Origin of the sequence: Glutamicibacter sp. AOP5-A2-18, from assembly GCF_052446055.1 — a bacterium.
GTDB lineage: Bacteria > Actinomycetota > Actinomycetes > Actinomycetales > Micrococcaceae > Glutamicibacter.
The window spans coordinates 1,174,022-1,195,136 of record NZ_JBQSVW010000001.1 but is presented as its reverse complement, the minus strand read 5'-3'; the positions used below and the strand labels follow the sequence as shown (position 1 = coordinate 1,195,136).

Annotated in this window: 18 protein-coding genes and 1 tRNA gene; 2 read left to right on the top strand and 17 right to left on the bottom strand. The window is 55.7% G+C overall.

Features of this window, described 5'->3' with window-relative positions:
• Nucleotides 1-14: 14 nt before the first annotated feature.
• Nucleotides 15-3,467 (bottom strand): pyruvate carboxylase, encoded by a 3,453-nt coding sequence (locus tag ACT3RW_RS05725; RefSeq protein ID WP_444613115.1) that lies wholly within the window; start codon nucleotides 3,465-3,467, stop codon nucleotides 15-17.
• A 349-nt stretch (nucleotides 3,468-3,816) separates the two neighbouring features.
• Here ACT3RW_RS05725 and ACT3RW_RS05720 point away from each other — a divergent pair, with 349 nt between their 5' ends.
• On the top strand, nucleotides 3,817-4,632 hold the full coding sequence (locus ACT3RW_RS05720; RefSeq protein WP_131087805.1) for a ParA family protein: 816 nt from the start codon (nucleotides 3,817-3,819) through the stop codon (nucleotides 4,630-4,632).
• A 91-nt stretch (nucleotides 4,633-4,723) separates the two neighbouring features.
• Here ACT3RW_RS05720 and ACT3RW_RS05715 read toward each other — a convergent pair whose 3' ends face one another.
• From ACT3RW_RS05715 to ACT3RW_RS05700, 4 genes are all read right to left on the bottom strand, one after another.
• On the bottom strand, nucleotides 4,724-5,317 hold the full coding sequence (locus ACT3RW_RS05715) for a MerR family transcriptional regulator (protein ID WP_131087804.1): 594 nt from the start codon (nucleotides 5,315-5,317) through the stop codon (nucleotides 4,724-4,726).
• 242 nt (nucleotides 5,318-5,559) lie between these two features.
• Complete coding sequence (locus ACT3RW_RS05710; protein WP_131087803.1) at nucleotides 5,560-6,042, bottom strand: bifunctional nuclease family protein; 483 nt, start codon at nucleotides 6,040-6,042, stop codon at nucleotides 5,560-5,562.
• Between the two features lie 39 nt (nucleotides 6,043-6,081).
• On the bottom strand, nucleotides 6,082-6,837 hold the full coding sequence (ftsR, locus tag ACT3RW_RS05705) for a transcriptional regulator FtsR (protein WP_444613114.1): 756 nt from the start codon (nucleotides 6,835-6,837) through the stop codon (nucleotides 6,082-6,084).
• Between the two features lie 72 nt (nucleotides 6,838-6,909).
• Nucleotides 6,910-7,362, bottom strand: a complete 453-nt coding sequence (locus ACT3RW_RS05700) for an FHA domain-containing protein (RefSeq protein WP_131087801.1) — start codon at nucleotides 7,360-7,362, stop codon at nucleotides 6,910-6,912.
• 264 nt (nucleotides 7,363-7,626) lie between these two features.
• On the opposite strand from ACT3RW_RS05700, the gene ACT3RW_RS05695 reads away from it, so the two are divergent.
• On the top strand, nucleotides 7,627-7,986 hold the full coding sequence (locus ACT3RW_RS05695) for a DUF488 domain-containing protein (protein WP_444613113.1): 360 nt from the start codon (nucleotides 7,627-7,629) through the stop codon (nucleotides 7,984-7,986).
• A 229-nt stretch (nucleotides 7,987-8,215) separates the two neighbouring features.
• Here ACT3RW_RS05695 and ACT3RW_RS05690 read toward each other — a convergent pair whose 3' ends face one another.
• The 12 genes from ACT3RW_RS05690 to ACT3RW_RS05635 all read right to left on the bottom strand — a co-directional run bounded on the left by ACT3RW_RS05690 (nucleotide 8,216) and on the right by ACT3RW_RS05635 (nucleotide 21,020).
• Entirely contained in the window at nucleotides 8,216-10,105 is a 1,890-nt protein-coding gene (locus ACT3RW_RS05690; protein WP_444613112.1) for an FAD-dependent monooxygenase, read from the bottom strand.
• Between the two features lie 319 nt (nucleotides 10,106-10,424).
• A complete protein-coding gene (gene abc-f, locus ACT3RW_RS05685) occupies nucleotides 10,425-12,131 on the bottom strand; it encodes a ribosomal protection-like ABC-F family protein (protein WP_444613111.1) in 1,707 nt (568 codons plus the stop codon).
• A 217-nt stretch (nucleotides 12,132-12,348) separates the two neighbouring features.
• Nucleotides 12,349-13,191 (bottom strand): PhzF family phenazine biosynthesis protein, encoded by an 843-nt coding sequence (locus ACT3RW_RS05680; protein ID WP_444613110.1) that lies wholly within the window; start codon nucleotides 13,189-13,191, stop codon nucleotides 12,349-12,351.
• Nucleotides 13,192-13,263: 72 nt separating this feature from the next.
• Nucleotides 13,264-13,340: transfer RNA gene (locus ACT3RW_RS05675), tRNA-Pro, on the bottom strand.
• A gap of 101 nt (nucleotides 13,341-13,441) precedes the next feature.
• The gene (gene der / locus ACT3RW_RS05670) at nucleotides 13,442-14,974 is read right to left on the bottom strand and encodes a ribosome biogenesis GTPase Der (RefSeq protein ID WP_131087730.1); all 1,533 of its coding nucleotides are present in this window, start codon (nucleotides 14,972-14,974) and stop codon (nucleotides 13,442-13,444) included.
• Nucleotides 14,975-15,039: 65 nt separating this feature from the next.
• Nucleotides 15,040-15,735 (bottom strand): (d)CMP kinase, encoded by a 696-nt coding sequence (gene cmk, locus ACT3RW_RS05665; protein ID WP_131087729.1) that lies wholly within the window; start codon nucleotides 15,733-15,735, stop codon nucleotides 15,040-15,042.
• On the bottom strand, nucleotides 15,717-16,817 hold the full coding sequence (locus tag ACT3RW_RS05660) for a prephenate dehydrogenase (protein WP_131087728.1): 1,101 nt from the start codon (nucleotides 16,815-16,817) through the stop codon (nucleotides 15,717-15,719). Before ACT3RW_RS05660 ends, cmk begins: the two co-directional genes overlap by 19 nt.
• A gap of 3 nt (nucleotides 16,818-16,820) precedes the next feature.
• Complete coding sequence (locus ACT3RW_RS05655; protein WP_131087727.1) at nucleotides 16,821-17,918, bottom strand: pseudouridine synthase; 1,098 nt, start codon at nucleotides 17,916-17,918, stop codon at nucleotides 16,821-16,823.
• A 99-nt stretch (nucleotides 17,919-18,017) separates the two neighbouring features.
• Nucleotides 18,018-18,608 (bottom strand): SMC-Scp complex subunit ScpB, encoded by a 591-nt coding sequence (scpB, locus tag ACT3RW_RS05650; RefSeq protein ID WP_131087726.1) that lies wholly within the window; start codon nucleotides 18,606-18,608, stop codon nucleotides 18,018-18,020.
• Nucleotides 18,601-19,500, bottom strand: a complete 900-nt coding sequence (locus tag ACT3RW_RS05645; RefSeq protein WP_444613109.1) for a segregation and condensation protein A — start codon at nucleotides 19,498-19,500, stop codon at nucleotides 18,601-18,603. Before ACT3RW_RS05645 ends, scpB begins: the two co-directional genes overlap by 8 nt.
• Nucleotides 19,500-20,396 carry a ParA family protein gene (locus tag ACT3RW_RS05640; protein ID WP_131087724.1) on the bottom strand — a complete coding sequence of 299 codons (897 nt, stop codon included), beginning with the start codon at nucleotides 20,394-20,396 and terminating at the stop codon, nucleotides 19,500-19,502. The genes ACT3RW_RS05645 and ACT3RW_RS05640 overlap by 1 nt, the downstream gene beginning before the upstream one ends.
• A 183-nt stretch (nucleotides 20,397-20,579) precedes the next feature.
• Entirely contained in the window at nucleotides 20,580-21,020 is a 441-nt protein-coding gene (locus tag ACT3RW_RS05635) for a cytidine deaminase family protein (protein ID WP_444613108.1), read from the bottom strand.
• Nucleotides 21,021-21,115 lie beyond the last annotated feature (95 nt).

The window sequence follows — 21,115 nt, the reverse complement described above, 5'->3', positions numbered from 1 at the left end:
AGACTTGCTACGTACTACTTCGGTTCAATCACCAAGAGTAGATCGCCACCCTGCACTTGGCTGGTGCCATCCAGGGTGATCTGCGTGACAACGCCCGAGGCGTTTGCGGTAATGCCAGCTTCCATCTTCATCGCTTCGATGGTGGCTACCGACTGACCGGCTTCGATCAAATCTCCGGTCTTCACGTTCACCGTCACAGCCCCAGCAAATGGTGCTGCCACATGTCCGGCATTGTTCGGGTCAGCCTTTGGTGCGGACTTGACGGTGGATTCCACCGACTCGTCACGGACCTTGATCTGACGTGACTGACCGTTCAGGGTGACCACCACGGTGCGCAGGCCCTTCTCATCGGCATCCGAAATGGAAACCAACTTGACCAGCAGACGAACGCCGGTACCCAGCGAGATGACGTGCTCAAAGCCTGGAGTGAAGCCGTAGAGGTAGTCACGGGTGTGAAGCACGGACAAATCTCCGTAGTTCTCCACGGACTTCTCAAAGTCACGGGTTGGTCCGGCGAAGAGCAAGCGGTTCAACGTGGAACGAACGGTCTCGTCATCCCCCTGCAGGCCCTGAGCATCCTCGGCTGAGAGATCCTCAATGCGGTTCTTGATATTACGTCCCTGCAGCGCCTTGGTGCGGAATGGTTCTGGCCATCCGCCCGGAGGATTGCCCAACTCACCGGAGAGGAACTGGATGACCGAATCTGGGACATCGTAGTTCTGCGGGTTGGCTTCGAAGTCCGCAGCAGCCACCGAGGAGCCGACCAGCTGAAGTGCTAGGTCGCCAACCACCTTGGAGGACGGAGTCACCTTGACCACGTTGCCGAGCATGTCGTTCACCGAAGCGTACATGGACTCGATGGCCTCAAAACGCTCGCCCAGTCCCAATGCGATGGCCTGCTGGCGCAGGTTCGAAAGCTGTCCGCCTGGAATCTCGTGCTGGAATACGCGGCCGGTTGGTGCTGGCAGGCCTGATTCGAATGGCTTGTACAGCGCACGTACTGCTTCCCAGTATGGTTCCAGCGAGGCTACCGCATCCAAGGACAGCCCTGGATCACGATCGGTGAATTCCAGCGCTGCGACCAGTGCTGAGGCCGATGGCTGCGACGTGGTTCCGGCCATGGCGGCACTGGCCACGTCAACCGCGTCCACGCCGGCATCGATGGCTGCCATCAGGGTAGCCAGCTGGCCACCTGCGGTGTCGTGGGTGTGCAGGTGCACCGGCAGATCAAAGCGCTCACGCAGCGCAGTAACCAACTTGGTGGCAGCTGCCGGACGGAGCAACCCGGCCATGTCCTTGATGGCGATAATGTGTGCACCGGCGTCGACGATCTGCTGTGCCAACTGGAGGTAGTAATCCAGGGTGTACAGCTTCTCGTTGGAATCCAGCAGGTTACCGGTGTAGCACAGGGCTACTTCGGCAACCGCAGTTCCGGTTTCGCGCACTGCCTTGATGGCCGGAGCCATCTGCGAAACGTCATTGAGCGCATCAAAAATACGGAAGATATCGATGCCTGAGGCCGCCGCCTGCTTAACAAACGCATCGGTGACTTCGGTCGGGTACGGGGTGTAACCGACGGTGTTGCGCCCGCGCAGCAACATCTGCAGTGGGATGTTTGGCAGCTCGGCACGCAGCAGTTCCAAACGCTTCCATGGGTCTTCACCCAAGAAGCGCAGGGACACGTCGTAGGTGGCTCCGCCCCAAACTTCCATGGAGAACAACTGTGGGGTGGTATGTGCGTAGGCCGGGGCTGCAGCAAGCAGGTCACGGGTGCGCACACGGGTAGCCAGCAAGGACTGGTGCGCATCGCGGAAGGTGGTATCGGTAATGCCTACGGCCTTGGATTCGCGCAGTGCCTTGGCAAAGCCTTCCGGGCCCAGATCCAGTAACTTCTGGCGCCATCCGTCAACTGGTGCAGCAGACTTGGATGGGCCATCAAATGGAGAACGTTCTGGCTCATCGGACTTATCGCCCGGGAAAGCTGGCAGCTTCTTGCGTGGGTCAATACCTTCGATGCGCTCTCCGTGTGGATGGTTCACGGTCACGTGCGCCAGGTAGTTCAAGGCCTTGGTACCGCGGTCCTGAGACTTGTTACCGGTGAGCAAATCTGGGCGGGAGTCGATGAAGTCAGTAGCTACATCGCCGGCCAGGAACTGCGGGTCGGCCAGTACGTTCTGGATGAACGGAATATTGGTTGCCACACCACGTACGCGGAACTCGGCCAACGCACGACGGGCGCGAGCCACGGCGGTTTGGTAGTCGCGTCCACGACAGGTGAGCTTGACCAGCATGGAGTCGAAGTGTGGGGAGACTTCAGCGCCAGCGTAGATGGTGCCACCGTCAAGTCGCACACCCGAGCCACCGGCCGAGCGGTAAACGGTGATTGTGCCTACGTCTGGGCGGAAGCCGTTGGATGGATCTTCGGTAGTGATGCGGGACTGCAGTGCCCAGCCGCGGACCTGAATGGTGTCCTGGCTAATGCCAAGATCGCTCAGCGATTCTCCGGCGGCAATGCGCATCTGCGCCTGTACTAGGTCGATGTCGGTGACTTCTTCGGTCACCGTGTGCTCAACCTGAATACGTGGGTTCATTTCGATGAATACGTGCTGGCCGGCTCGATCACCGACGGTATCTACCAAGAACTCAACGGTTCCGGCGTTCTGGTAGCCCAGGGCTTTGGCAAACTTCACCGCATCGCGGAACAGTGCCTGACGGATGGAATCATCCAGGTTCGGCGCTGGAGCGATCTCAACAACCTTCTGGTGGCGGCGCTGCAAGGAGCAGTCACGCTCGTGCAGGTGAACGATGTTTCCATGCTCGTCGGCCAGGATCTGCACTTCGATGTGACGAGGGCGCAGTACCGCTTGCTCGAGGAACACGGTGGGGTCACCAAAGGCGGTGCCAGCTTCGCGCATGGCCGCGCCCATCAGTTCCTGCAAATCTTCGCGCTTGTCCACGCGACGCATACCGCGACCGCCGCCACCAGCTACAGCCTTGACGAAGATTGGGAATCCAATGCGGTCCGCTTCAGCGACCAAGAAGTCGACGTCGTCGCTTGGTTCAGATGACTCTAGTACTGGGATACCGGCTTGACGGGCCGCTTTCAGTGCAGCAACTTTGTTTCCAGCCAGTTCAAGCACGTCCGCCTTAGGACCGATGAACTTGATGCCTTCCGCTGCTGCCGCACGAGCCAGATCCGGGTTCTCGGACATAAATCCGTAGCCTGGGTAGATTGCATCGGCGCCGGATTCTTTGGCGACGCGGATGATTTCCTCGATGTCCAGGTATGCACGGACAGGATGGCCTTCTGCACCAATCTGGTAGGCCTCTGCGGCTTTCTGGCGGTGAATCGAGTTGCGGTCTTCATGGGGGTAAACCGCTACGGTTTTTGCACCGAGCTCGTAGCTTGCGCGGAAAGCACGAATTGCAATCTCACCGCGGTTGGCGACCAAGATTTTTTCAAACATAGTGTCCCTACATCGAATCATTACGGGGTTGGTGTCTCTGGCCAGGAAGCTGTTCCAGTGGCCAATGAGAAGACATCAACAGCCTTTCGGGTCTCGAAAAGTAGCAAGCTTTCGCCACTTCTGTGAGACACACTACACGGGTGATGCGGATTACGCACAAACATTTCACCCTGTGGTCTGACCATAAGAAATATTGGCCTTGAATGCTCTTTTAATCACTAAGTTGGATACAAGAGCAAAAACTAACGTTGCAAAGTCGGGGAAACGACCTTCGGCACACTATGATGATGAGAGACTAAAAATTCGGTGGGACGTTAAATAGCGAACAGTGAAAGGCGTGGTCTGGTCCGTGCACGTAGTGAGCATCAGCAGCCTCAAGGGTGGCGTAGGAAAAACCTCCGTAACGCTCGGACTGGCTTCAGCAGCACTTGCCGCCGGCATTCCGACTCTCGTCATTGACTTGGATCCCCACGCGGATGCCAGCACTGGCCTCGGAGTTCGAGCCAACGGTAAACAGCCAATTGGGCAAATGCTCAAGAACGCTCGTAGGGTCCGTTTGCAGGAGCAGGTCGTAGCCAGCGCTTGGCAATCAAAAGCAGCAGAGAAGAAGTCGCGTACCCGCATTCCGGTACTTGATGTTGCCGTAGGCGATGCCTACACCGGCATTTATGACCGCCCGGATTTGCGCACCAGGGACTTGCGTCGCCTGACCCAAATCCTCAGCCGAACCAGCGGCTACCAGCTAGTGCTGATCGACTGCCCTCCATCGCTGAACGGGTTGACCCGCATGGCATGGAGCGCCTCAGACCAACTGTTGCTAGTGGCGGAACCGAGCCTTTTCTCGGTCGCAGGTACCGAACGCACGCAGCGCGCACTGGATCTTTTCCGTCGCGAATTCGCTCCGTCACTCGGCCCGGTAAAGGTTGTTGCGAACCGCGTTCGCAAGGACTCTGCAGAGCACACTTTCCGTCTGGGCGAGATGCGTCAGATGTTTGGTGAATCCATGGTGAAGCCAGAAATCCCAGAGCACTCCGAATGGCAGCAAATTCAGGGGGCGGCATACTCGGTACACCAGTGGCCTTCCAAGGCAACTGCACCGATGCTCTCGCAGTTTGATGCATTGCTCAAGGAAGTCATGTCGACCGCAGACAAATCGAACAGCTAAGCATCAAGCAGTACTCAAGACAAAATAGATATGAGGCCAGGCCACCGATTGGTGGCCTGGCCTCATATCTATAAGCTTTTATTTTACTTGACTAGCCTACGTTGCGAGCTGCCTTGGCTGCGCGTCGCGCTGCCAGCTCATCTTCGGGCATATCCTGATCAGTGGAGCTCTCTGATGGGAGCTGAGCAAGTGAACCTTCAACTTCTCGCCAGACACGTCCAACGGCGATTCCGAAGACGCCCTGGCCCTTCTGTACTAGGTCAATAACTTCATCCGCGCTGGTGCATTCGTAGACCGAAGCGCCATCACTCATCAAAGTGATTTGAGCGAGGTCTTCCACACCGCGTTCGCGTAGGTGCAGGACGGCTGTACGGATCTGCTGAAGGGAAACGCCAGTATCAAGAAGGCGCTTAACGATCTTTAGAACGAGGATGTCGCGGAAGGAGTACAGTCGGTGACTACCCGAACCTTTGGCACCACGAACGGCTGGCTCAACTAGGCCGGTACGTGCCCAGTAATCGAGCTGACGGTAGGTAATGCCTGCGGCTTTGCAAACAACTGGACCGCGGTATCCGGCGTGCTCATCGAGCTCAGGCAGGTCGTCGGTGAAGAGCAGCCCTTGCGTATTGGAATGCTTGTTGCCGCCGTCGACCCCGCGACGAGGTCCTGTCTGGCTAGACTCCATCCAATTGCTCCTTGTGTATCAGCACGTTCCTAAATGAGTAAGGTAGCGACTAACTCAGAACCGCACAGATGCGAGCGATGATCATCAAAAACAGTTCTTGTTCTATGTCCCTATGCATCGACGGTACGGCTATCGGCGCTAATGGTCAAAGACCTTCAAGCTTAACTTTAAGCCGTGTCGCACACGTACATCGAATATCCCAATTCAGCGACAATAATTCGCTGAATTCAACAAAGAAATGCCTATGAAGAAAAGTCCTCGGGGTCAATACTGTCCAAAAATTCCCGGAACTCACGCAACTGCTCTTCTGGAGCTTCCTCGCCCTCGGCTTCCAGCTCGATAGACACTCCGGCATCTTCGAGGACGTCCTCGGCACAATAAATTGGGCACTGTGTGCGTACGGCTAGGGCCACTGCGTCAGAGGAACGTGAATCCACACGTTTGCCATTAGACAAAACAAGTTCGGCCACAAAAACGGCGTTGTGCACGGAGATGATTTCTACACGCTCCAAGCTCACCCCGGTGGCCTCAAAAATGCTGAGCATCAAATCGTGTGTCATCGGACGTGGCGGCGTTAGCCCCTGCTCGGACATGGCAATAGCCGATGCTTCTGGAGCACCAATCCACAATGGAAGGAAAAGATTTCGCTCCGAGTATTTCAGTAGCAACAGTGGCTGATTTGCCGGCAGTTGAATACGTATCCCGGAAAACTCCAGTTCCAGCATGTCTGCCCCCTAGAGTCGTTAATGCCTGGTGTGTTTAGCCTAGCGATCTAGCTGCGAAATAGCACGCTGCACGAGGGCTTCGTGAATCTCCAAGCACTGCCGAGAGATTTCCTGAGCTTCTTCCGCTGCGCGGGCACGGGCGGAAACCTCGGGCTTCCTCATCTCGTTACCGACGATTGTTTCGATAAGCGAGAACTCGCGATCAGCGGCAGTGCGGAATTGACGCAGGTGGCGGGGTTCAACGCCATGGCTAGCTAAAAGCACTGCAGACTTGGTGACCTTGATGCAGTTCGAATCGAAGAGGCCGCCCTGGGCTTCAACCAGTCCAAACTTAAGCAGTTCATCAACCAGCTCTTCACTAGCGCCGCTTAGGCCCTGTAGCTCAGCGAGAGAAACCAGTCGGGTCTTGCGCTCCACAGCTTCAGCCATGTCGCTATTGACGAGCTGTGGTGCGGCTGGGGCTCCCCCAGGCAATGCTTCAGGAGCCTCGCCACGATCAACCGCGTCGAGGTGATCTTTGATGACCTTCAGCGGCAGGTACTGGTCGCGCTGCACCGAAAGGATGAAACGCAGACGGATAACGTCCGAAGAACTGTACTTCCGGTACCCAGCTGAGGTGCGCTGCGGGATGATCAATCCCTTGTCCTCTAAGAAGCGAATCTTCGAGGCTGTGACGCGTGGAAATTCATCCTTGAGTTCCGAGAGCACTTCACCGATGTTTAGCGCTGCCTGCCGGACAGTCTCGGGGCGTTGCGCCTCGAGTCGTGGGCTTCGGGCTGCGTCAAAAATCGACAAAGGGTCTACACCTCGGAATTATGGAGAAGACGACGGACTAACCGTCGGCGGAAAACCTAGAACTCTACTAGCTTAAAGGTTCGGCACGCTCTGGTAAAAATTCAAACGGAACTTGCCAATTTGAACCTGGACTCCGCTGTTGAGCTGGATAGCGTCAATCCGGTCACCGTTAATGTAAGTGCCGTTGAGCGAACCAATATCGCTGAGGCGGAAGCTCTGACCACTACGGGTGAACTTTGCATGCCTGCGCGAAACGGTGACGTCGTCTAGGAAAATATCAGCGTTCGGGTGCCGGCCAGCGATGCTCTCGTCGGTGTCCAACAAGAAGCGTGCGCCCTTGTTCGGCCCGGAGTGAGCAATCAACAATGCCGAACCGGCAGGCAGTGCGCGTACTGCGCTCTTCTCATCTTCACTCAGAGTGTAGATGACTGCGGGCTCAGTTGGCTTGCCAGCTGATGGGAGAGAAATATTGGTCGTCTCGGAGGCAGACTCTTTGTGCGGGTCAACCGGCCCATGTTCCGACATTTGGGATCCTCCAGAAAATCTTGCTTACAGTTCGTGCGCGACGACCTTGAGTTCGAATTTGGCAATATTGCGATACCAAACTATCTACAGATTAGCCTACTCACCAGCCAAGTGATAACAGATGAGCGCATAATTTCCGACGTATGGAATTCTAGGCGTGACATCTGAGGTAAATTGAGCGAAACCACGATCGTCTCCATGGCACCGATCATTCTCGGTATTTTGGATCAGAACCAGCGCAGATCAGGAATTAACAGGTGAATCATGTCTGAAATTCGACTCAAGCGGGTGTACAGCAACGCTATTGCCGAAGACGGCTACCGCATACTGGTTGACCGTCTATGGCCGCGTGGTCAGAGTAAAGAGAAACTCCATTTAGACCAGTGGGCTAAGACCGTTGCTCCAAGCAACGAACTTCGCAAAGTATGGATCCACGACACCGAGCACTTCGAACAATACGCTCAGGTCTACAAATCCGAGTTGGATCAAAACCCCGCTGTAGACGACTTGCTGCAAATCCTAGAGCAACATTCGATCGTCACTTTTGTTTATAGTTCAAAAAACGAGCAAGCTAATCACGCAGTGGTCCTGCGAGAGTATTTGCTTGAGCAGTGGACTCGTTAGAAGTCGGAATAAAACAGACGCCGTCGGCGCACACCATGTCAGATTCAACGACCTGTTGTAGATCGAAACTGAAACCCTGATCCATAACGCATTCCTTCCGCCACGAACTTATCCCTTGCACCTTTAACAACTCACACAGTGCATTAAATATTCCGCAGCGACAACACTGCGAGCCAGCGTAAGAACAGCTCATTGAGCTGGCCTCACACTGGTAGGGGAAATATCTTGATTAGTTCTGATCGAGTAACACTGAATCAAAAAACTCGGATAGTTGATCGGTGGCACTCAACGGCAAAACGTTGGCCACATACATATCCGGCCGAACGATTACGATCGCTCCCTCACGGGAAATTTGTCGTTGTTCAAAGATATTTTCCGCGGGCAGAGCGGTGTAGACCTTTTCATAGTTCATGAGTCCGAACTGTCCAACATGGGGGCGGAATATCTCAGGTGCGTCGTTGATGTTCAGCGTTGAGTAATCTTGCTGGTAGATCACCTTGATACCAAAGAGCGCATCAAGATCCGAGCCCTTTGGCGTGAATCGCCGGACCGGAGAATCTTGTGAATCCGTCAACCACGATGCCAGCTCTGCAACTTCACCCGAGGCACCTGCTGGCTGCTGGTCGGCAAAAACATAAATTCGATAGCGCCCATCGGCCTTGTGATGACGCCCCAAGTGTTTTGGGTTGGCGTCGGCCACACGCATAACTTCTGCGGATCTGAAACGCTTACCAATGGGGAATCCGGCTGCTCGATGCTGGTACGTTTTGTTGACCGTAAGTTCGGACGGTGAATACTCAGACATGAATCCTGCCGGGAATTCAGCGGTACGAACATAAAATTCGGCAACGCCTTCCTTGCCTGCCAAGTCTTCTGGCGTTGCGGCCATGATGGAGGACCATTGCTTATCAAAGTCGAGCAGATCTTTGGCGATGACCTTACGTTCGGCGCTGTAAGTCCGCAGCAATTGCGCTGGTGCTTGCCCAGAAAGCACATGACCAATTTTCCATGCCAGGTTGAATCCATCCTGCATGGACACATTCATCCCTTGCCCTGCTTTTGCAGAGTGTGTGTGGCAGGCGTCCCCGACGATGAAAACTCGAGGATTTTGCGAATCAATTTTTTCCAGAGGGACGTCGTCGAAGCGATCGGCTAGTCGATGGCCGACTTCGTAGACGCTATGCCAGACAACATCTTTCACTTCTAGCGAGTAGGGATTCAAGATCGCTTTGGCCCGTTCAATGATTTCTTCCAACGGTGTTTCGCGGACCTTACCCTCGTCGTTTTCCGGAACCTCGCCTAGGTCAACATAAAGTCGGAAGAGTTGTCCGCCTTCACGAGGAATGAGCAGGATTGAGCCGGCGGTTGAATGGATTGCGCATTTAGTTCGCACATCCGGAAAGTCGGTGACGGCCAAGGTATCCATGACGCCCCACGCATGGTTGGCTTTGTCGCCTGACAGCTTGGCTCCAATGGAACGGCGAACCTGACTGCGTGCACCGTCTGCTCCCACAACGTATTTGGCACGAACTACGCGTTCCAATGAATCCGCACCGTCAGCGCAGTTAATCAGCGTGACTTTCGCAGGATATTCGTGAGCAGGTTCAACGCTGAGCTCTTTGAATTCCCAGCCATAATCTGGAGTAATTCGAGCAGGTGAGTTGAGGGCGTATTCGGCAAAGTAGTCGATGACCCTCGCCTGGTTCACCACAAGATGCGGAAATTCACTGACACCCGTCGGATCATCTGCCGTCCTGTCGGTGCGAATGATCTGCTCAGGTTTGGCAGGATCCGGATTCCAAAATGTGGTCTCTTTGATGACATAGGCTTCTGCGGTGATCCGCTCTGCGAAGTTGAAGGCTTGGAATGTCTCAACATTGCGTGACTGAATTCCATCCGCCTGGCCAATCTCAAGTCGATGTGGGCGACGGTCGATGATTCGGGTATGCACATCTGGAAATTGTGAGAGCTGTGCCGCGGTAATAATTCCGGCCGGCCCGGTGCCAACAATTAGCACGTCCATGAATTCCGGTAGTTCTTCAGGACGGTTGATCCCCGTTCCCGCTGCCGGTTGAACTCGTGGATCCGCCGAGACATATCCGTTGTGATGAAACCGCATTGTCCCATCCCCCGCTTCCCTGTGATGACTTACTCGAATATCATTTGTTCGATAATAGAACTCGATGCTCTTTTATCGCACACTAATCATATACAATCCGTGAGAGGCCTCACAATCTTTGTCCGAATTCGTGGATTTCTCACTTCTGATCGCACCAAGACCGCGCACTCTCCACAGAAAAAATGGCTACCAACCAGCACATACGTGTGCTGGTTGGTAGCCATTGGAACCTGCGCGCAGATTCAGACTTCCGTCATAAGTTTTGCACCTTAGGAACTGGCAGTATCCATGCATGATGTTGTTCGTGGCGTCCACTCGCCTATTTCACGACTTGCACCTGACCATCTCGTACATGCAATCTCTGAAGGTTCGATTGCGCCTTGAGTTTCTGCTGCCACCTGCGATCATGAGTCACGGTAATAACCGTTCCAGGGTATTGCTCTAACGCTTCTTCAAGCTGTTCAACCAGCGCCGGCGAGAGATGGTTTGTCGGCTCGTCTAATAGTAGTAATTGCGCCCGAGTGCTGACCGCCACAGCAAACTCAAACCTGCGGCGTTGGCCCACCGAGAGCGAAAGCGGATGCCGCGGAAAATCATTGGCCCTAAACAGCCCCAACTTAGCCAGCACCGGCGCAGCTTCTTCAACAAAACTGTCCGTCGCCAGAGCGAATGATTCGAGCAAGCTTTCTCCGGGGATCTGTCCGAGCTCTTGTCGTAACCACGCATAGCTCAGATTTTCTGCTCTCCAGATTTGGCCTTGAGAATGATCTAATTCGCCAGCCAGCAGCTTTAACAGCGAAGTTTTGCCGGCACCATTGGGACCAGTAACTAACCAACGCTGGCCCAGGTTAATTTCAAAATTACTCGTTGCCAACAGCGGCGCTTCCTCGCGTCGTGCCTTAGTTGCTCTGACCAAACAAGTGTTGCCATCGCCAGTGCCACTTTCGGTTGGCATGGCAAATTCCAATTCGGCCGCGGGCTTCGGTGCCGGGTTTGATTCCAGATCCTCAATGCGAGATTTGGCCTGACGAATCTTTGAAGTCGATCCATGGCTGCGACTGCGCATGCGGAAATTACCGTGCCCAAACCCGGCCTTTTCTTGTTTCCGGGGTACAGCTGCAACGCGAGCCGCATTCTTTTCCACCAAACGCTGAGAATGCTCCAACTCCTCCAGCCACTGTTCGTAGTCCGCCCGAATCGCAATTCGTTCCTGCTCCTTGGCATGCAGATAACCTTCGTATCCGTTCCCATAGTGCGCCAAAGAACCGTCATGAACTTCAACGATGGAACGCGCAAACCGCTGTAGGAACATGCGGTCGTGGCTGATGACCGCCAACGCTCCATGGTGCTTTTCAAGGTTCCGCTCCAACCACGACATCGCAGAATCGTCTAAGTCGTTGGTCGGTTCGTCCAGTAACAGTAGTTGGGCTCCCGAACACAGTACACAGGCTAACCCCAGTCGTGAACGTTGCCCGCCGGAGAGCTGGGAGACGGGCCGTTGCCGATCAATCTCCCCCAAGCTCAGCTGCTCGAGGGCGCTGTCCACTCGCTGTTCCAAGCTATAACCATCTGCTGCCTCATAAAGGTCGGTAACCTGCTGCAATTGAGTCATGAGGCGCTCAGCCGTCTGGCCTGTAGCGCTCTGCAGTCGTTGCGAGATGGCAGCGATCAGAGTTTCCAGTTCGCGGAATCGTCGGTGGTAGGAGTTTATGACCTCTTGTACGCTCATGTCTGCGGAGAATTTAGGGTTCTGTGCAGCGTAGGCAACTCCCCCGGGCGCGTTGATCACTCGGTGCCCTTGATCTGGTTCCAGCGTTCCAGATAGCACTCGCATGAGAGTTGACTTACCTGAACCGTTATCGCCCAATACGGCAAGTCGTTCGTTGAAGGAAAGAACAACGTCGACATCGGTCAGTACGTCTAGGTCTGCAAAACTGACACTAACGTTCTCCAAAATGCACAGTGCATTGCTACGGTCTTCACCGTTAGCCTCACCATCAAGGTCTGTAGATTTGGCCTGAGTCATGGGATTTTCCTGCCTTGCGCGCAAAGACTTCTAAAGTCCATCAAGCAGCACAGTTATTTGTCGGGCACCGAAACATGATGCCGTGGGTGGGCAATGGAGCTAGGCTCAACATCGGATAAATCAACGCTATGGCGTTGCGTGGAAGAACATCCCAGAAATTATCGTTCCCATTTCTCAAGACTAGTTCGGCTCAAAGTCCCTGACAAGGCATTGAGCCCTAGAGCTCAATAGTTCCGCGGATCAAGACCTGGGTATGCCCACCGACCCACAAATGTTCATCACTCACGTCTAGGTACACGCGTCCCTCGTACCCGATTACCGAGCCTTGCCGGTTAATCAGTGGAGGGTGGACCTTTTGCGTGTTGATGAGCCACTGCGCTGCTGCACCGTTCAGGCTCCCTGTCACAGGATCTTCTCGCAGGGTTCCGTTCTCGATGGTCAGTGCCCGGACCTCAAATTTTTCTTCATCTTGCGCATGAGCCAAAGGCGCGATGACTCCGATTTTCCATCGACCGGGACGGATTGGAATCTTCGGATCAAGCCCAAGCAAAAGGTCATGGTCATCCAGCAAGATGGCCATCCACCCGGGCCCGTTATCCACCCACTGAGAATCGAGCACCTGCGATTGCTCCACACCAAGAATGTGCAGAACCTCGGCTAGTTCGCTGGCTTCAATTGTCCCGCTGCGTATCGTTGGCGGCGAGGCGAATGACAATACGTCGCCTTGAATTTTGATTGGCACAACCCCGGCTTCGCATTCAGCCAGAATCAACCCTGAATTCTTCGGCACTCCCCCTTCGGCAAGCCATGCACGCGCCGTGCCCAAAGCAGGATGACCAGCAAATGGATACTCACGTTCCCTAGCGAAGATACGGAAGCGATAGTCCGCGTCTGGATTTTCAGACGGCAATACAAAGGTGACCTCAGAAAGATTGGACCACCGCGAATAGTTGATCATCTCTTGGCTAGAGAGCCCCGGGGCGTCTAAAACTACCCCCAGCGGATTGCCTTTATAAGCAGTACTACTGAAGACGTCTACCTGTTGGAACCTGCGTTGCATCTGGTTGCTCCCGTAATTATTTTGGCAGAGCAAAACCCCGCCGAGAAAAATTCTCGACGGGGTTTTACAAGATGGTCGGGCTAGCGGGATTTGAACCCACGGCCTCCTCACCCCCAGTGAGGCGCGCTACCAAGCTGCGCCATAGCCCGATGCTTCCGCAGCCGTTATCCCCCAAGTCGTGAGATCCAAGGGTGCCGTCTGCAAAAGCTCCATATTTACCCTACACCAAGTGAAGGGCTAATTTCGAACTTTAGCGGTTGCGTGAGCGACGCTCACGGATACGCATCGAAACCTCGATTGGGCTTCCCTCAAAACCGAAGGTTTCACGCAAACGACGGGTGATGAATCGGCGGTAACCTGGGTCCAAGAACCCGGTGGTGAACAGCACAAAACGTGGCGGACGGGCCGAAGCTTGAGTGCCAAAGAGGATGCGTGGCTGCTTACCGCCACGTACTGGGTGCGGGTGCGCAGCTACGAGTTCGCCCAAGAAAGCGTTCAGCTTGCCCGTTGGAACGCGCTTGTCCCAAGAATCCAGAGCCGTGTTCAGTGCAGGAACAAGCCTGTCCTTGTGCCAGCCGGTCTTGGCAGAAATGTTGACCCGTGGGGCCCATTCGATGTGTGCGAGGTCGCGATCGATTTCCTGATCCAGGTAGTAACGACGGTCCTCATCCACCTCGTCCCACTTGTTGTAAACGATGACCATGGCACGGCCAGCTTCGATGGCCAGCTGAATGATGCGCACGTCCTGCTCGGAAACGATCTCGTTGGCGGCCAACAGGATCACGGCAACTTCGGCCTTTTCCAGAGCGGTCTGGGTACGCAATGAAGCGTAGTAGTCGGAGCCAACAGCCATGTGCTGACGACGGCGAATACCAGCGGTATCCACGAAGCGCCAGATGTTCCCGCCCAGTTCGATCAATTCATCCACTGGGTCGCGGGTGGTACCGGCGTACTCGTCAACAACCACACGCTCGGAACCAGCAAGCTTGTTCAGCAACGAGGACTTACCCACGTTTGGGCGTCCGATCAAGGCAATACGGCGTGGGCCGCCGGAAGGAATCAAACCACCAAAAGCCGAGTGCTCAGGCAGCTTCTCCATGACGGCGTCCAACAGGTCAGCGGTACCGCGACCGTGCAGGGCCGAAACTGGCCATGGCTGACCGAAGCCCAAGCCCCACAGCACAGCTGCTTCGGCTTCTTGGTTGAAGTCATCAACCTTATTGGCGACCAAGAAGACAGGCTTGCCCTTCTTGCGCAGCATCTTCACCACAGCTTCGTCAGTTGCGGTGGCTCCAACGTGGGAGTCAACAACAAATAGAATTGCGTCGGCTACGTCTGCAGCGATTTCGGCCTGATCAGCTACCGAAGCGTGGATGCCCTTGGCATCGTGCTCCCAGCCACCGGTATCAACAACGGTGAAGGGACGGCCCATCCACTCAGCGGAGTAGGACACACGGTCACGGGTAACACCTGGGGTGTCTTCAACCACGGCTTCGCGGCGACCCAAAATACGGTTGACCAAAGTGGACTTACCGACGTTTGGACGTCCAATAACCGCCAGAACCGGCGGGATAACTACGTCTTTATCCTCGTCGTCAAATGCGTCGAGGCCTGCCAGTAAGGCAGAGTCTTCTTCGTCGAGATCGTAATCTTCCAGTCCGCTGAGCAGAGCCTGCGCACGAATGGCGGCTTCTTCCTCGCTCAGTTCGGCCAGGCGCTCGGCGATATCGTCGTCTCCAACGGGGATGTATTCCTCGTCGTGGGTGGAGTTGTTCTCGCTCATGATTTTCCCTTCACAGCGATCGTAATCTTCATCGGCTCTCGCCGAGGATGGGCACCAGCTTGAGGCTAGTTTTTCGTTGCAGTGTTGATTGCGTCAAGCACTGCGGCGATGGTTTGTTCAAAATCTAGGTCCGAGGAGTCAACGGTCATGACTCCATCGGCAGCCTGGGTGAAGTTCACTACGGTGGAATCCTTGGCGTCGCGGGCCAGCACTTGGTTGGCTAGCTGCGAGTCGTTCTGGCTACCACCGAGCTGCAGACCACGGCGACGCAGTCGTGCTTCTTCTGACGCGGTGAGCAAAATACGCGCATCAGCATCCGGTGCAACAACGGTAGTGATGTCGCGGCCTTCAGCCACAATGCGAGTGTTTGCCTTGATGATTTCCTGCTGACGGCGAACCAGCTCCGCGCGGGCATCCAGATTGGTTGCTACGGCGGAAACCTGCTCGGAGATGCGTGGTTCACGAATGGCTTGCGTCACGTCGACCCCGCCAATCTTTACCAGCTCAGCATCCGGGTCAACGGAAATTTCCAACTGCGCGTCTCGCACCGCCTGGGCGATAGCGTGAGCGTCGGTGAGGTCGGTTCCAGCATCGAGCACCGAGTAAGTGATCGCACGGTACATGGCACCGGTATCCAAGTAGACGGCACCCAGTTCGCGGGCGACGGCCTTGGAGACCGAAGACTTGCCAGAGCCGCTAGGGCCGTCGATGGCGATGACAAGCGTGTCGTTGTTCAAGGTGCTCACTGGGCTACTTTCCATCCGTTAGTGGTCAATACGTCAATTAGTTCGTCGCGGCGGCCTGGAATCACCGAAACGTCCACCAGACCAACCTGATGTCCGGCAGAGTGTTCCATACGCAAATCTTCGATGTTGATCTGCGCTTGGCCAATCTCAGTTAGCAACTGAGCGATCTGACCTGGACGGTCATCGATCACCACAGTCACTAGTGCAAAAGCTTGAGGTGGTGCGCCGTGCTTGCCCGGAATGCGGGCCTTACCGGCGTTACCTTCACTCATCAACTGCGACAAATCCAGCAAAGCTCCAGGGGCCTTCGGTTCTTGCAGCGTGTTGATCAGTCGATCCAAATCTTCTTTCATCCCGGTAAGGATGGGCACCAATGCGGCGGCGTTGTGCGCAAAGATCTGAATCCACAGCTTCTCATCGCTAGCGGCGATTCGCGTCGTGTCACGCAATCCGTTGCCGGCTAAAGCCAATTGGTGTGGTTGCGCGTCGAGCAATCGCGAAGCAATCATCGAGCTGGCAGCCTGCGGGAAGTGACTGATCAAAGCCACAGACTCATCGTGCTCGGTCACGCTCATCCGGTGCATGGTCGCACCCAGATCGATAGCCAAAGACTCTGCCACCTTCACCCGCGAGGCATCTGCACCTTCATGCGCGCAGATAACCCACGGCATTGAGGTGAAGAGTTCACCACGAGCTGCTGCCGGGCCGGACTTCTCTCGCCCTGCCATGGGATGTGTACCCACGTAGCGCGAAGTTTCGCGCTCTCCCAGTCGCCCATCAGCCAACACAGCGGCAAGGATAGATCCCTTAACGCTGGCGATATCAACCACCGTGGCGTTGGGGTAATCCAAGAGTGCTTGAGCAACCAAGGCTGCGGTGACATCCGGCGGAGCGCCCACCACCACAAGTTCCGGAGCGATGGTGCGCGCTTCAAGGAGCACACCAGCCCCGATATCCTGGGCTACCCCAGCGGCGGTTGGCGAAATATCCGAGAGGTATACGTGCAGGCCTTTGGCGCGCAGTCCTAATCCCACCGAGGTGCCCAGCAGCCCGGTGCCGATGACCAGAACTGGGCCGGCAAGGTGAGAAGAGGGCATTAGTTACATCCCCACCATGGCCATCAGGTGACCGATTTCCTGGTTGCCCAGGGAGCGGATGGTGCCCTGCTTCTGATCTCCGAGTAGTACGGGACCAACAGCTACGCGTACCAAACGCTGAACCGGGTGGCCCACAGCGTCAAACATGCGTCGCACGATACGGTTGCGACCAGAGTGCAAGGTCACTTCAACCATCACGTTTTTAGGGGTGGTGGCGATGATCTTCAGGTCATCAACCTTGATCCAGCCGTCTTCCAGCTTAATACCTTCACGCAGCTCGTTGCTCACTGCACGTGGCAGTGGGCCCGGGATCTGCACCAGGTAGGTCTTTGGCACCTCGTACTTTGGGTGCTGCAGACGGTTAGCTAGCTCGCCGTCGTTGGTCAGGATCAGCACGCCTTCGGTCTTGTAATCAAGGCGGCCGACGTGGAACAAGCGCTGAGCGTGGTGCTCATTTTTGAAGTAGTCAGCGATGGTGCGACGACCCTCTGGGTCATCCATCGTGCTCATTACGTGCTTTGGCTTGTTAAACACGTAGTAGCGGTTGGTCTGGTTGACCTGGATACGCATGCCATCAACGTGGATGGAATCCTTGGCTGGATCAACGCGGGCACCAAGTTCAACAATCAGTTGACCGTTAACTTCAACGCGGCCCTCGGTGATCATCTCTTCGCAGACACGACGTGATGCAACACCTGCATTGGCCATGGCCTTCTGCAAGCGGATGCCGTCTTGTGACTCGCCGTGCTCCTGACGGTTAGCCTGGCTTTCAGCACGGGCCTGAGCGCGAGCGCGCTGGGTCGGACGAGCGTAGGTGTTTGGTACGGAATTGCCGAAGCGTTCCTTACCAAAGGCGCGCTCGGAGTTTTTGCGTGGTGCGGCAGTATTGCGCTTTGCCGAGCCCGACTTGGTCGAATCCGACCGTGCCGAATCTGACTTGGCCGAGTTACTGCGAGCACCTGGCTTGCCGGAGGCGGACTTGTCGTACGGCTTGTCGCCGAAGGACTTGCCGCCCTGTTTGCCGCGGCCGCCTGCTGGCTTGCCGCCGAAGTTTGAATTGTTGCCGCGTGGTGTGCGGCCGGAGGAAGATCCCCTGCTCATGCTTGCCTGTGTCCCTTGCTGTTACGTTTCGCTGCGCGGTCCCGTCGATTAGGGGCATCACGCGTGGTTGGTCCGGTGTAGCTGCCTGCTGGCAGTTTCTTAATCGTCGTAGGTTGCCGAATCGAGCGATTCAAGATCGGCCACCCCAGGAAGATACGGGGATAGCGCAGGCAACTCATCTAGCGAGCCCAATCCCAGTCGTTCCAGGAAGTATTCGGTGGTCTGGTAGAGCGTTGCTCCACCATCTCCAGTTTCCTCATACTCCGTGATCAATCCGCGAGTGAGCAATGTGCGCACTACAGAATCGACGTTCACACCTCGAATCGCCGAAATACGTCCACGCGAGACCGGCTGTCGGTATGCGATGACAGCCAGTGTTTCCAAGGCGGCCTGCGACAAGCGCGCGCTCTGCCCATCGAGCACAAAGCTGGAGACGAAATCGGCGTAATCGCTACGCGTATAGAAACGCCACCCGGAGGCGACACGACGCAGTTCAAATCCGCGCGGGCGATCCTTTCCATCATACTCGGTAGCCAACTTCTCCAAAGTCTGGGCGATCCGCTCAATTGGCACCTGGAAGATTTGTGCCAAATGTGCCGAACTTACGGGGATATCGGCGACCATTAGTACCGCTTCGAGGCCCGATTCTAGGCCTCCTGGCAGCTGGTCAATGGGTGCAATCTCACTCATGATTCACCTCACCCGCGCTCCCCTCATACTCATCTTGAACCGACTGGGCATCAAAGCTGGACTCTAAAAGCAAGCTAATGCGCAGTGGTCCCAGCGGATCAACTTGTTCAAAGCTGATCGCGCGTTGCCTAAACATCTCCAACAATGCCAGAAAACGTACTACCACCACCAGATGCGCTGAGGCATCAGCCACCAATTCGCGGAAATCCAGCGGGCCGCGTGCTTCAAGCAGCGCGGTCATCGACTCAGCTTCCTCAGCGATTGTCACGTTGGCCCCATGCAAGTGTCCGATGCCAACTTCGGTGGTTGGCGCAGGCTTAGGGGCCAGTGCTGAGGCGGCCAGCGCAGCTAGGGCGTCGGGGCCAATGGTGAAAATTAATTCAGGAAGCAGGGAAGCAAATTCTGGTTCCAAAGAAACTTCGCGTGGATACCGTGAGCCTTCACTCTGGTATTGCTCCCCCAAAAACTCGGCTGCTTGCTTAAAGGCCTTGTACTGCAAAAGTCGGGCAAACAAGAGGTCCCTGGCTTCAAGCAGTTCAAAGTCTTCTTCGTCAGCCATCTCGCCACGCGGCAGCAGCCGGGCGGCTTTCAAATCTAGAAGCGTGGAGGCTACTACCAAAAATTCGGTAGTCTCATCGAGCACCTTCATCCCGTCACTACCCTCGGTGACACTGGCTTGCAGTTCTCGAAGGTAGGCGATAAATTCGTCGGTCACCTGCGCCAGAGCCACCTCGGTGATATCCAGCTCGCGCTGGGTTATCAGGTGAAGTAGGACGTCAAAGGGACCGTTAAAATTTTGCAGGGCAAGGCGAAAACCGCCAGACGATTCCGGCTCAGTCTGTGCTGGCTCGGTGGAATCGTTGGCGGTTTGCTCGGTGAGCGTGCTGCTCATTACGGGGCGCCACCACGCCAAATCAGCTCGCGAGCCAGGTTACGGTAGGCCTCGGCGCCGGGGTGGTTCGCAGCGTAACTAGTGATTGGTTCAGCGGCCACGTTGGCATCGGCAAACTTGATGGTTCGCTTGATGACCGTTTCGAAGAGTTTGTCGCCAAAGGCTTCATCCAAGCGGGTGATGACCTCACGGCTGTGCAGGGTTCGCGCGTCGTACATGGTTGCAACAACGCCGTCCAGCTCCAAGACCTGGTTCAGACGATCCTTGACCTTGTCGATGGTTTCCATCAGCAGGGCCACGGCACGCAGTGCGAAGAACTCCGCGGTCAATGGGATGATCACACCGTGGGCAGCGGTCAGTGCGTTGACGGTGAGCAGACCCAAGGACGGCTGGCAGTCAATTAGTACTACGTCGTAGTCGTCGATGACGTTGCGCAGAGCGCGTTCAAGCACCTGCTCACGGGCGACCTCGTTGACCAACTGCACTTCTGCAGCGGACAGGTCAATGTTCGCTGGCAACAGGTCGATGTTTTCCACATCGGTCTTCAAGATGGCATCGGTGATCTTCACCTGACGGTCCATCAGCACGTTGTAGACGGTGATGTCCATTTCGTGCGGGTTGGTACCAAAGCCAGCAGACAAGGCGCCCTGTGGATCAAAGTCCACCAAAAGTACCTTACGGCCGTATTCGGCGAGCGCCGCAGCCAAGTTGATGGTGGAGGTGGTTTTACCCACGCCACCCTTCTGGTTGACCATGGCAATAACACGGGCTGGCCCGTGCGATGGCAACGGTGCTGGCACCGGGAAATCTGTCAACGGCTTACCGGTTGGGCCCACCGGGCGGGGCTCCTTGAGCATCCCTGCGCCACGGTGCTTGCTTCCCTGTTCCTCGCTCACGATGGGTTAACCACACTTCCCGTTCGATCTACCTAATTCTTCGAGCTGTAAGCTCAACTCAAGGTTATCGGTCTAAGCAAAAGAACTTGGCGTTTTGGGTTCCTTTACGGCGAGCCTTTACCTTGAACCTTAACTCAAATGTTGTAAGCCAGCTGTACGCCGGCTCCGGTCAAATACGGCGCTCTAGGCCTGTTCAGCGTTCCAGTCAAAATTTAGTGGCAGTAACGCGTTAATGCTTACAGTGCGCGGTCCCTCAGGCTGTACAACGATCACTCGGATCCATGGATAGTTATCGGCCATAATCTGTCGGCAGCGACCGCAGGGGTTTTTGATTCCCCGTCCCTCGTTACCCACCGCGACGATCACTTGCGGATCGTGGGCTCCGTTGGCACGCGCTGAGCCAAGAGCCACTAGCTCGGCGCAGGGACCACCGGTGAAGTGATAGAAGTTCACGCCCGGGTACATGGCACCGCTAGCGTCCAGCACCGCCGCTCCCATGGTGTACACACCGTCGCCACCAACGTGGGCATCGGTGACCTGATCGATGCTATGGGCAGCGAACGCTACTAGTTCTTGCTCGATAATGCTCAGGGGTTGCCCCGCAATGTGCTGATCTGTGCTCATGCTCTCAGGCTATTCGATATTGCAGCCACGGTAGCTCTATGCCAATCTGGGGGCGATAAAAAAACCGCCACCGCTAAGAAAAATCCTTAGCGGTG